This window comes from Planctomycetaceae bacterium (genome assembly GCA_041398825.1).
Lineage (GTDB): Bacteria > Planctomycetota > Planctomycetia > Planctomycetales > Planctomycetaceae > F1-80-MAGs062.
Window position 1 is genome coordinate 198,680 of sequence record JAWKTX010000011.1, and the last position, 11,705, is coordinate 210,384.

At 54.7% G+C, this 11,705-nt stretch carries 10 protein-coding genes; 6 read left to right on the forward strand and 4 right to left on the reverse strand.

Annotation, left to right across the window (positions count from 1 at the left end; all coding sequences use genetic code 11):
• Nucleotides 1-70: 70 nt before the first annotated feature.
• A complete protein-coding gene (locus R3C20_19645; GenBank protein ID MEZ6042718.1) occupies nucleotides 71-1,069 on the reverse strand; it encodes a 2-hydroxyacid dehydrogenase in 999 nt (332 codons plus the stop codon).
• 240 nt (nucleotides 1,070-1,309) lie between these two features.
• Between R3C20_19645 and R3C20_19650 the strand changes: the two genes are divergently transcribed.
• From R3C20_19650 to R3C20_19665, 4 genes are all read left to right on the forward strand, one after another.
• Nucleotides 1,310-3,934, forward strand: a complete 2,625-nt coding sequence (locus tag R3C20_19650; GenBank protein ID MEZ6042719.1) for an AAA family ATPase — start codon at nucleotides 1,310-1,312, stop codon at nucleotides 3,932-3,934.
• Between the two features lie 171 nt (nucleotides 3,935-4,105).
• Nucleotides 4,106-6,046 (forward strand): 1,4-alpha-glucan branching protein GlgB, encoded by a 1,941-nt coding sequence (gene glgB, locus R3C20_19655; protein MEZ6042720.1) that lies wholly within the window; start codon nucleotides 4,106-4,108, stop codon nucleotides 6,044-6,046.
• A gap of 356 nt (nucleotides 6,047-6,402) precedes the next feature.
• A complete protein-coding gene (gene tpx / locus R3C20_19660) occupies nucleotides 6,403-6,915 on the forward strand; it encodes a thiol peroxidase (protein ID MEZ6042721.1) in 513 nt (170 codons plus the stop codon).
• 146 nt (nucleotides 6,916-7,061) lie between these two features.
• Nucleotides 7,062-8,315 carry an SO_0444 family Cu/Zn efflux transporter gene (locus R3C20_19665; protein MEZ6042722.1) on the forward strand — a complete coding sequence of 418 codons (1,254 nt, stop codon included), beginning with the start codon at nucleotides 7,062-7,064 and terminating at the stop codon, nucleotides 8,313-8,315.
• A 21-nt stretch (nucleotides 8,316-8,336) separates the two neighbouring features.
• Here the strand turns inward: R3C20_19665 and R3C20_19670 are convergent, their stop codons facing one another.
• The 3 genes from R3C20_19670 to coaD all read right to left on the reverse strand — a co-directional run bounded on the left by R3C20_19670 (nucleotide 8,337) and on the right by coaD (nucleotide 10,453).
• Entirely contained in the window at nucleotides 8,337-9,053 is a 717-nt protein-coding gene (locus R3C20_19670; protein MEZ6042723.1) for a pyridoxine 5'-phosphate synthase, read from the reverse strand.
• Between the two features lie 126 nt (nucleotides 9,054-9,179).
• Nucleotides 9,180-9,770, reverse strand: coding sequence for a thioredoxin family protein (locus R3C20_19675; protein ID MEZ6042724.1), 591 nt, complete (start codon nucleotides 9,768-9,770; stop codon nucleotides 9,180-9,182).
• 155 nt (nucleotides 9,771-9,925) lie between these two features.
• On the reverse strand, nucleotides 9,926-10,453 hold the full coding sequence (coaD, locus tag R3C20_19680) for a pantetheine-phosphate adenylyltransferase (GenBank protein ID MEZ6042725.1): 528 nt from the start codon (nucleotides 10,451-10,453) through the stop codon (nucleotides 9,926-9,928).
• A 378-nt stretch (nucleotides 10,454-10,831) separates the two neighbouring features.
• Between coaD and R3C20_19685 the strand changes: the two genes are divergently transcribed.
• The gene (locus R3C20_19685) at nucleotides 10,832-11,272 is read left to right on the forward strand and encodes an Hsp20/alpha crystallin family protein (GenBank protein MEZ6042726.1); all 441 of its coding nucleotides are present in this window, start codon (nucleotides 10,832-10,834) and stop codon (nucleotides 11,270-11,272) included.
• Nucleotides 11,269-11,682 (forward strand): Hsp20/alpha crystallin family protein, encoded by a 414-nt coding sequence (locus R3C20_19690; GenBank protein ID MEZ6042727.1) that lies wholly within the window; start codon nucleotides 11,269-11,271, stop codon nucleotides 11,680-11,682. The genes R3C20_19685 and R3C20_19690 overlap by 4 nt, the downstream gene beginning before the upstream one ends.
• Nucleotides 11,683-11,705 lie beyond the last annotated feature (23 nt).

Genomic DNA, 11,705 nt, shown 5'->3' on the forward strand with positions numbered 1-11,705 from the left:
ACCGAACTGCCCACCCGTGGCCTGGATTCCAATCGCGCGACGGAAATTGAACACTCAGCACCATGATCGTTTACGCCCGTACAACATTGGCCGCCACCCAATTTCCATCTCGAAATGACTGCGCGTTGGCGACAGTTGTCTCTGCAATTCGAGTCAGGGCTTCACTCGTGAAGAATCCCTGATGCCCGGTAATCAGCACGTTCGGGAATGTTAACAGTCGGGCAAAGACATCATCGGGGATCGCCTGTTCGGAATGATCTGTAAAGAACAGGCTTGCCTCTTCTTCGTAGACATCCAGCGCAACTCCCCGGACGTGTTGCGTCTTGAGGCCATGTATCAGTGATCTCGTGTCGATTAATCCACCACGACTGGTATTAACAATGATCCCCCCGGGCTGCATCAGGCTAATCGTATGACGGTTGATGAGGTGTGTTGTTTCGATCGTCAGCGGGCAGTGCAGAGTGACAATTCGTGACTGCTTCAGCAATTCCGGCATTTCAACATATTCTACTCCCGCATCCACCAGCTCCGGGTTGGGGTATTTGTCGCAGGCCAGAACGCGACAACCGAAGCCTCGGAAAATATTCACTACGCAAGTACCAATTCGCCCGGTGCCGATCACACCAACGGTCTTTTCGTGAATATCAAACCCCAGTAGTCCGCTCAGCCGAAAATCACCTTCCCGCACGCGGCTCCATGCCCGATGAATCTGGCGAATCAGGCAGAGCGTCAGGGCGACGGTATGCTCTGCAACAGCATGGGGCGAATACTCAGGCACTCGCATCACGACGATGTCGAATTCGGCTGCAGCCTGAAGGTCAACATTGTTGAATCCTGCACAACGCAGCAGCACCAGCCGAATGCCCAGACCGGCAAGGGCAGATAACACTTCCCGGTCGACCTGATCATTTACGAAACAGCAAATGGCATCGCAGCCCTGGGAAATAACGACACTGTCTCGCGTTAGTCCAGCCTCAAAGTGAACGAACTCGACGGCGTTGGCGTCAGAGGCAGCGCTGTCCAGAAATCGCCGATCGTATGGCTGGCTGGAAAAGACGGCAATTCTCATCAACAGAAACCCCCAAAGCGAGATCACGAAAGTCCGGTTCCGGGCAACTTCAGTTCAAGTCTGAATACTCATGCGGTGTGTGTCTACTGAAGCGCCACTGCCTTTCAACCGGCTGGCAACAATCCCTTTCGCTTGACGAGATGGCATTGTTTATCGCCGTAAACGGTTGTCCTAAAGAATCAGGTTATGCACGTTCGATGATGTGAAGGGGGGATCGCGCTGCGCAGGGATCGGCAATGAGTGCCGAAGCCTGCTGGCTGGACAACTCTTGTTCAGGCAAACACCAGCGATTGGATGGATCTTCCACGCCACGGACTGGGGCACAGCATGTACGAAAATCATTTTGGATTCCATCGTCAGCCTTTTCAGGTTTGTGATGGCGGAAACAGCTTCTTTTTTTCTGAATCTGTCGCCGAAATTCTGCCTCCACTTCTGCATGCTCTGCGGACAGACCTTGGCGTCGCAGTACTTACCGGACCGACCGGTTGTGGCAGAACCACGCTGTTGCGACATCTCAGAAATCTCCTGGCTGCCGGTGGACGCGCTGTGATGTGTCCTGCAGCAGGACTGGACACACCCGCGGATCTGCTTTCGACGCTTTATCATGCCGCCATGCAAACGGCCGGAGCGTTGAATTCGACAGTCGCACCCGCCTCAGCGCGGCTCACCCGATGGGATGTCAAAGACCGACTCCGGAAATCGAGTGAGCTCTGGGGGCCAGTGATCCTGCTGATCGACGACGCTCACCTGCTTTCATTTGGAGTGTTGAACGAATTAAGAGCGTTCACCGAAGAACTCATTGATGGGCGGCAGTCGGTCCGTTGTCTGATTTCAGGCCCAATGGCACTGGAAGAGGAATTGGCACGGCCGTCGCATTCGGATTTTGCTAGTCATACACGATGCCATGTCTTTCTTCAGCCCCTGACAATGCGAGAATCCGTCGGCTACCTCCACAAGCAGATTCAGTCTGTCGGTGGCGATGCCACGCAGTTGTTGACATACGACGCCGTCAACTACATCACCCAGGCGGCCGATGGTTCCCCCCGGGCAATCAACCTACTGGCCGATGAAAGCCTTGTTGTCGCAGCGCAGGAGGGTAAATCGAAGGTAGATCTGAATTGTGTGCGCAGCGCTTTCAGAAGACTGCAGCATCTGCCATGTTCCTGGGGCGTCTCGCTCGACGACGGCTCGGACGCTGAGGACGACGATTGCGACGACCAGGCAACCGACTCCGGCCAGTTACGCGGCAAACTTCCATCTGCAGGTGACTCTTCCAGCGTCATCGAATTTGGCAACGCTCACACCGAAGAACCAGCCAGCTCAAAAGTGGAGACATCACGACAGAACACCGGATATGAATTTTCGGCTCCGGGCGTCATTGAGATCGGCGCGCCCTCGCCGGTTGCACGGATTCAAAAGGAAAACCCAGGCGTTGCGACAAAAATAGAATCTGAATTGGAAGAACTCCGGCTCCAGCCGGCAATCGATTTCACCATCGAATTCGCGGAAGCCCCATCACTGCTGACGGAATTTGCCGTTGAGAATGACCTACCTCTGTCAAACGACGAAGAGCAAGAAACCGCAGAGTCCTGCACCATCGAAATCAGCGAAATCCTTACGCACTCGTCGCCAGAGAAGGAGTTCTCCGATTTCTCCTGCGAATGTGGCAGTGACTGCAGCAAATGCGAGGAAAGAGAACACGAAGACGTCATCCTTGCTGTGGCAGAAGTCCCCGGCATCGAAACGGACGCATCCGACCTGGAAGAAAGCCAGATATCAAAATCTGGTCAACGACATGGAACGTACATCCATCGAGGACTATCGAGCCGGGTTCCGGTGTTTGATCGCTATACCTGGCTGGAACTCGGTCGTGACGTTCCATTCGGACAGATGAACACGGTACCGCATTACCACCAGCTGGCTGTGCAGGAACTGAAGGGGTCAGCTTCTTCATTCATCCCAGAGCCAGGCTTTCCGGAAATTGTCACTACGCAGTGCACCGATGCAGAAATTAAGGCTCTGCTTTCGGGCTCAACAGAATGTACGTTCTCTGGAACATTTGTCCCGATGCAAGTGAGCGGGAAAAGTGCATCAACGATCGAGAATGACTCCAGCGACTCGCACCGACAGACCTGTTCAGATGAACGGCCTGCCATCGAAGACAATCAGTGGCAGGATGGAAAACTGGTCCGGCTATGCAAACCGACTGAGTCAACGGACCAGGAACCGGACGAGACTCGCTTGTCGCTGGCTGAAGGAGCCGACCACCACCAGATTGCCAGTGAGTCTCCTGACCCGACGACGATTCCAATTCGGCCGGAGTTGCTCGAATCGCAAATCAATGAATCACGGGTCGAACAAGACGAGTCAGTTTCAGCCGATCGTTCATCTGAACCTGTAAAAGAACGATTGCAGTTCTTTACGCTGGAGGCTTCAGTAGAAACCGTTGGATCAGGAGTGCGATTCACTGAGGACGAGGCTGTTCCACTTGCTGAGTCGATCGCCTGTCTTCAGGCCGAAATGCAACAGTTTCGGACGGATGGAGTTCCACATCCGGAAGGTCAGAACGAAGACGAACTCCAGCGTTTTATCACGGAACAAAGACGAAACGCTCAGGACCAGCGGTCAGGCACAATCCTCAGCGAGGCGACCGAGCGACTGGCGGCCGCACACAGGATCGAAACGCGGCAGCCTCAGGCAATTCCACGTTATCAAATGACACCGTCGACGCCGGCGGCGGTGGAAAATGATCAATTAAACACCGCCCCGGGCCCTGTCGAAACCGTTTCGGAATCTGCACCCAGATTTCGCCAACTCTTCACACGACTTCGAACGCTTCGATCAAATCGGCGACACATTGGCTAGAATTACAGCCTGGATGCCCTGTAATCATGCATTCGTCCACGGCTGAGCAGAATTGAATTGGCCATGATCTGGAATCTGCGGATTGAATGCGGGCCATGGCTCGAGCCTCACGAAGTGGATCACTATGGTCATAGTTGGCAATTGTATCTCGATCATCCGACTTAGATTGGAATGAATATGTCCGGGGCCATCATTCCTCGCAACAGCGGTACTTCAAGCACGTTCGATCAGGTTGCCGACGCTCACTCACTGTACCGGTACTGGGGCGCGCATTTGGTCCCGGGAGGCGTTCGATATGCAGTCTGGGCACCGAATGCGAAGGAAGTCTCGGTCATCAGCGATGGCAATGGCTGGACAGCTGGAAGAGACTGGCTGAATTCCAGCGACACGGGAGTTTGGTCGGGTGTCGTCAAGGGTGCCATTCCGGGGACGCGTTATAAATACGCCATCCGCACACAGACCGGCCAACTGCTCGAAAAGGCGGACCCTGTTGGTTTCTACAGTGAATTCCGGCCGCAAACGGCTTCAGTTGTATGGAGTCTGCGAGATTTCGAGTGGCATGACTCCGACTGGATGCGAAACCGGGCCAGGACGAACTGGCTTGAAGCTCCGGTGTCGATCTACGAAGTACATCCCGGTTCGTGGAAGCGTCCCACTGACGGTCGCACGTTCCTGAATTATCGGGAGCTGGCTCACAAATTAGCCGAGTACGTCGGAGAGATGGGCTACACGCATATCCAGCTGATGCCGATTACCGAACACCCTTTCGATGGTTCATGGGGATATCAAACCACCGGCTATTTCGCGACGACGTCGCGATTTGGCTCTCCACATGATTTCCAGTACTTCGTCGACTACATGCACCAACAGGGCATCGGAGTATTGCTGGACTGGGTGCCCGGTCATTTCCCAACTGATGGTCATGCCCTCGCCATGTTCGATGGTACCTGCCTGTACGAACATGCCGATCCACGGCTCGGCTACCACCCGGACTGGAACACGTTGATCTTCAATTATGGTCGGCGGGAAGTCAGCGAATTCCTGATCTCCAGTGCTCGATTCTGGTGCGACGTTTACCACATTGACGGCCTTCGCGTCGATGCTGTGGCATCGATGCTGTACCTCGACTATTCCCGAGATTCCGGACAGTGGATCCCAAACCAGTTTGGTGGCAGAGAAAACCTGGAGGCCATTCAGTTTCTGCGTGACATGAACACGATGCTACACGCCGACTTTCCTGGCATTCTCACCATCGCCGAAGAATCCACCGCCTGGCCGGGAGTTTCCCGCCCCGTGTTCACCGGCGGACTCGGATTCACAATGAAATGGGACATGGGCTGGATGAACGACACGCTTCGGTTCATGCGGCGGGATCCAATACACCGTCAACATCACCTTAATGACCTGACATTCCGCGGAGTCTACGCATTCTCTGAAAACTTCGTGCTGCCGTTGTCGCACGATGAAGTGGTGCATGGGAAACAATCACTGCTGAATCAGATGGCAGGTGATGAATGGCAGAAATTCGCAAATCTCCGGTTGCTTCTTTCGATGCAGTACGCAACGCCGGGGAAGAAGCTGCAGTTTATGGGAACAGAACTCGGTCAGTGGAATGAATGGAATCACGACGCTGAAGTCGACTGGGTGTTGCGGACATTCGACCGTCATGAGGGTATTCGCCGGATGCTGTGCGACCTCAATCGCATCTACCTTTCCGAGCCAGCGCTTCACGAGTGCGATGTCCTGCCGGAAGGATTTCAATGGATTATCGGCGACGATCGCAGCAACTGCGTGGTCGCGTTCCTGCGCAAATCCAGAGATAACGCAGAGACACTGGTCGTTGTCTGCAACCTGACGCCGGTTCCGCGAGGGGACTATCAGGTAGGCGTGCCCGCGGCTGGCTTCTATCGTGAGATCTTCAACAGCGACGCCCAATGGTACGACGGGACAGGTAGCGGAAATAAAGGTGGAGTTTACTCAAAGGAAAAGGAATCACACGGGATGGAAAACAGCATCCGTATTCTTGCTCCACCACTTGGTGTCTGCATCTTTAAAGCAATCACAGGTCCGCCACCGGATGAAACGTCCGCTTCCGGCCGACCACGCATTTAGCTTACCGGCCCGTTGAAAAACGGGGCTGGATCGAGCAGGAGACCTGAAACACGCCGGTTGACAGCCGTGCAGCGTGCCTGTACCGATTTTTCAACGGACAGTTAGCCGCGTCGTTCGATCGACACGTCGGATGCAACAGTTTCGGAACTGGCCCAATGGTCAGAAGCACCGCAAGTCCGATGTGCGACAATTTGAACTGAAGCCTCCGCGGTCTATCATCGCACCAGGCATGACGTCAAAGGACGATTCCAGGGGATGCGTGCGTTTCTGCGACGCCAGACATTGCAACAGCGCTGGCAGTCTTCATACTGCCAGCAGAACATAGTTCCGTGATTCACAAGAGAAAAGGTCAGGATATGAGTAACGTTCGCTCGGGTGCCGTCACCCTTAAAGGAAACCCTGTCGATCTGGCTGGAAGTGCCCTGAGTGCAGGGTCCGCTGCACCGGAGTTTTCACTTCAGGATAATGGCCTGTCAGAAGTCACTCTGGCACAGAGCGGTGGAAAGACACGCATCATTGCCACCGTGCCATCGCTCGATACGGCCGTGTGCCACGCGGAAACCAAGAAATTCAACGATCAGGCAGCAAGCCTTCCCAATGTCGAAGTGCTGGTGGTCAGCATGGACTTGCCGTTCGGCCAGAAGCGATGGTGCGGTGCTGAAGGCGTATCCAACATCAAGACCCTGTCGGCCCACCGCTGCACAAAGTTTGGCGAAGACTACGGGGTACTCATCAAAGGTGGCCCGCTCGACAGATGCCTCGCTCGTGCTATTTTTGTAATCGATGCTGACGGCAATCTTAAGCACGTCGAATACGTCAGCGAAATTGCTGAACATCCGAATTATGATGCCGCTCTGGCAGCCTGCTGAAAAGCAATTGCCGTTAAAGTCGCATCCCTGTACGTGAAAAAATACAGCCCGATCTCAGCCTGAGATCGGGCTGATTTTTGAAATGGCGGAAACTCACGCGAACAGCGAGCATGCTGGAATTCGCATTGAGGAAAGGACCTCTGTCGATGTCCGAAACACTCTACAGAATCGCCTCTTCTGCCTGGGGAACGTGGCTGGAGCTCGCGCCCTGGCTGTGCGTTGGATTGATCTTTGCCGGGCTGATGAAAGCCCTGTTTCCGAACCACCTTGTGCGAAGGTGGCTTGGGGGTTCAGGCATCGTGACGACGATTAAGGCCGCATTGATCGGGACACCACTCCCACTCTGTTCCTGCAGCGTGCTGCCAGCTGCCATCCAGCTCCATCGATCCGGCGCATCAAAAAGTTCCACCATCGCCTTCCTGATCGCTACACCGGAGAACGGAGCCGACTCACTTTCCATGTCGTGGGGACTGCTGGGACCGGCGATGACACTGGTCCGACTCGCGAGTGCACTGATCAGCTCCGTCACTGCCGGACTACTCTGCAGTATCCTGGACAAGAGCGAATCATCAGAGGTATCAGCGTCTGAGCTGTCAGGACAATCAAATCAGGAGGTGCCAGAGGCTGGAGCGTGCTGTCATTCGGAACTCCCGACAGACAAAACTCAGGAAAAGGTACTGCAACCGACTTCCATTCCCGGCACCGGTTTACTGGCGATCATTGAACCTCCGGCAATCCCGAACAGGGTTCTCCATGCGAACGAATCCCAACTCACCGCGACAGATCACACCGCAGCCCCGGTCAGTAAGTCCTGCTGTGCTACCCAACCCGTGGAAGACCACAGTGGGGTTCTGTCCGCCACGCTTGCCGGAATTCGGTACGCCTTCGATCGCCTTCTTTCGGACATCGCCCACTGGGTATTCATTGGCGTGCTGACTGCAGCCATTGTTCAGGAACTGGTTCCTGCGAATGCATTTTCAACCTGGGGCAGTGGTCCATGGACAATGCTTGCCGTGCTTGCCATCAGCGTTCCCACTTATGTCTGTGCAACGGCTTCTACTCCGATCGGTGCTGCCATGCTGGGCGCAGGGTTGAGCCCCGGAACCGTTCTTGTTTTCCTGCTGGCTGGTCCGGCAAGTAATTTTTCAAGTGCGGGAATCGTTCGGCGGGAACTCGGTCAACGATCCATGCTGGCCTACCTGTTCGGTGTGATCGGTATCACGCTGGCACTTGGACTGACCGTCGACTGGGCATTCCCCGGGCTTGGCAATCAGGCTCGGCAGCATGTCCACACTCACGAATCATTTATCCCGCACTGGATCGCTGTTCCCATCGCGGCCGTACTGGGCATGCGAATGATCTGGGCAATTGTGATTCGTCAATTTCGTTCCATGGGATGAATCGCGGATCTGCAATCCCCCTCAGACAGTCAGTAACTTTTTCATTTCACGAACGGCTCTTTCGAGACCGACCATCATGGCATGCGACACAATGGAATGCCCGATGTTCAGTTCATGAAGGCCGTTGATTTCGGCAATTCTCCGTACATTGCGATACGTCAAACCGTGCCCCATGTTCAGCAATAGCCCCTGCGCCAGAGCGAATTGCCCCGCTTCCACCAGTTTGTCAAACTCATCATCCTGCTCTGCAATCGTCCTTGCTTCGGCATAGGCACCGGTATGCAGCTCCACGGCACGCACGCCCAGTTGAGCGGCGAGTTCCACCTGAGTGACATCCGGATCGATGAACAAACTGGTTTCAATCCCGGCATCATGCAATCGTAGAATGCAGTTCTCGATTCGAACACGATTCGCGCGAACGTCGAGGCCGCCCTCCGTCGTAATCTCCTCGCGTTTTTCCGGCACCAGCGTCGCCTGCTCTGGCCGAACCTCCACTGCAATATCTGTAATTTCCTCAGACACAGCCATTTCCAGATTCAGCTTCACACGAAGCATCTGGCGAATGACGCGTACATCACGATCCTGGATATGTCTGCGGTCTTCCCTTAAATGAAGCGTGATCCCGTCCGCGCCTCCCATTTCTGCCAGCACTGCCGCATGAACGGGATCCGGTTCGTTGGTTCTCCGGGCCTGCCGGACAGTCGCAACGTGATCAATGTTAACGCCAAGTAATGGCATAGTAGTCCATACTCCAATGTCGAGCTTTCGCTCGGATGCAACAACTGGCAAGGGCGATCGTCAAAGCGAACCGTTCAGAAGTTCGCGAGTGCGTCAACCCATGCGGGACGGAAACCGACTCACCGGCTATCCGGCAGAAACACCGGTGAAGTAATCGGGCTCCTGGCCCGCAATCCATTTGATGTTACATCCGATACTCGGCATTTGATCATACGACACTCTCCCCCCGGACAGAACTGCCTCACAAGCTGCCCGGAGATCAGCGCCATCGACGGGAAGACCATTGCCAGGCCGGCTGGAATCGAATTGACCGCGATAAACGAGCGCATGGTCGCTATCAAACAGAAAAAAGTCCGGCGTACATGCCGCTCGGTAAGCCTTCGCGGCAGCTTGATCCCCATCAAACAGGTAAGGGAATGTGTAGCCGGCCTGCGCGGCCTCTTCCTTCATCTTCTCCGGGCCATCCTGCGGATAAGCTGCGACATCGTTGCTGCTTATTCCGACAACGGCGAGCCCTCGAGCCAGAAACTCGTCGGTGAACGTTTTCAGGGCGGAGCGAAGGTGGACAACGAAAGGACAGTGGTTGCACATAAAGATTACGAGCAATGGCTTCCCGACAAACTGGGAACGAGTGACTGTTGCGCCATCAACGTTTATCAGAGAAAAGTCTGGAGCAATCGTCCCCAGTGGAAGCATTGTTGAAGCGGTTTTGACCATAGCTGCAATTCCCTTATTCCAAATATCATTCGAATCGACATCAAATCAGAGTCCTGACGACTCCCTGATCATCCCCGGTCTTTTCAAGGCAGGGGCGGAGCATCTGGTGGACCTTTCGTATGCCCCCTGCAGGCTCAATCGCACCCAGCCCCAAACTACACTGGTCTCGCGGCCTGAATCTTGTTGATGAGTGGAGTGATGATCTCGGGAGGAACAAAATCCTGCAACCGCTGCCGAGCCTGGGATCCCGCCATTCCTGCAATCTGCTTGATCAGTGAACTTGAAATGTGGGCGAATCGATCACCGGACATCAGAAAGACGGATTCAATACCCTCATCGAGAACCCGATTCGTCAGCGACATCGTGAATTCGGCGTCGATATCCGTCAGGGTCCGCACGCCCCGTAGCAGAATCCGACTACCACACTGCCGCACAAACTCCACCGCAAGGCCATCGAATGTACTCACCTCAACATTCGAAAAGTCCGCCAGTGCGGCCTGACAGAGGTCCACTCGCTCCAGAGGAGTAAACAAGGTCCTTTTGTCCGGATTCGTTCCAATCCCAACGGTGACTCTTTCGAAAACACTTGCGGCCCGTCTGACGATATCGAGGTGCCCCAGCGTCAGGGGGTCAAAACTTCCGACATACACAGCGTGCGATGCGTTCCCCTGAGTTGCAGACATTCTCAGTTCCCCTGTATCTCAGCTCGGATGAATGAATTCAGAAAGCTCACATGCCATCAGTACATCTTTCTGATGGCTTATGCCAGCGCGCACTTTAACCGGGCGCTCGTGGAAAGTGCAGCCAGTCATGTGCAGCCCCTTTCTGCCATTCCTGCAGCCAGACCAGATGACGCAGCAATTGCCGCCATCTTCACATCCAACACAACCTGTTCTGTCAAAAGACGTTACAGCCAGAACTGAAACACATTCAGGCCCAATCAAAACCTACGGATCATTGGAACATCATGTGCAGGCGGTTGATTCATCCATTGATAATTGACAACAAACGCAAGAGTTCATCCAAAGATATTCGCTCACCTGCACGCAGGACACAGATTGATGGCCGTGTTTCGCTGGGGACACAATTGGGATCCATTCCGGGATCTCGAACGAGAAATGGACCGACTCCTTCAGGGCGTGAGCCTGACGCTGCACGGCGTCCGTTTCGGGCGAAGGTTTCCGCAGCTGAATCTGATGGATGTCGGTGACTCCTACATTGTGACAGCTGAAATTCCAGGCGTTGACCCTCAGGATCTGGACATTACCACCGCATCAGGAGTGCTGACGATCCGTGGGACCCGAGTCCCGCCGGAAGAGGCCAGAGAGGAATCCTTTCGTCGGCAGGAGAGATTTCAGGGGCCGTGGCAACGTGCCATCCAGCTGCCTGAGCGAGTTGACGAAGATCAGATGGCGGCAGAATACTCTGCCGGCATTCTCCGGATAACCCTTCCCAAAGCGCCATCCGCAATGCCTCGCCAAATCAAGGTCACTGAAGAATGAGCGAGTTTCTACCAATTCCTTCAGATTCCAGTCTTCCGGATCAGGAGCAGTCAGGGCAACCTGAGTCGAACGAACGCCCCCAACTGCTCTTTAATCCTCCGATCGACATCTACGAAACCGCTGACGGACTCGTTCTTTATGCTGACCTGCCCGGGGTGACCGCCGACGATCTCGAACTTCAGGTGCAGGACAACCGGTTGACTCTGTTCGGCCGCGTGAAGCGAAAAAATCCGGACAATGCAGTCCTGCTGCATCAGGAGTACGAAATTGGCGATTTCGTCCGATCCTTCATCCTGAGCGACCATGTTGATCACGAACGCATTCATGCCAAACTGAACCATGGCGTGCTCCGCGTCGAGCTTCCCCGTGCCGAAAGAGCGCGGCCACGAAAGATCGAAGTGTCTTCCTGAGAAGCAGTTACGGCGACTATCGA

Coding starts and splice junctions, on each gene's coding strand:
- R3C20_19645 (MEZ6042718.1), bottom strand. CDS start 1,069: ATGAGAATTGCCGTCTTTTCCAGCCAGCCATACGATCGGCGATTTCTG.
- glgB (MEZ6042720.1), top strand. CDS start 4,106: ATGAATATGTCCGGGGCCATCATTCCTCGCAACAGCGGTACTTCAAGC.
- tpx (MEZ6042721.1), top strand. CDS start 6,403: ATGAGTAACGTTCGCTCGGGTGCCGTCACCCTTAAAGGAAACCCTGTC.
- R3C20_19665 (MEZ6042722.1), top strand. CDS start 7,062: ATGTCCGAAACACTCTACAGAATCGCCTCTTCTGCCTGGGGAACGTGG.
- R3C20_19670 (MEZ6042723.1), bottom strand. CDS start 9,053: ATGCCATTACTTGGCGTTAACATTGATCACGTTGCGACTGTCCGGCAG.
- R3C20_19675 (MEZ6042724.1), bottom strand. CDS start 9,770: ATGGTCAAAACCGCTTCAACAATGCTTCCACTGGGGACGATTGCTCCA.
- coaD (MEZ6042725.1), bottom strand. CDS start 10,453: ATGTCTGCAACTCAGGGGAACGCATCGCACGCTGTGTATGTCGGAAGT.
- R3C20_19685 (MEZ6042726.1), top strand. CDS start 10,832: ATGGCCGTGTTTCGCTGGGGACACAATTGGGATCCATTCCGGGATCTC.
- R3C20_19690 (MEZ6042727.1), top strand. CDS start 11,269: ATGAGCGAGTTTCTACCAATTCCTTCAGATTCCAGTCTTCCGGATCAG.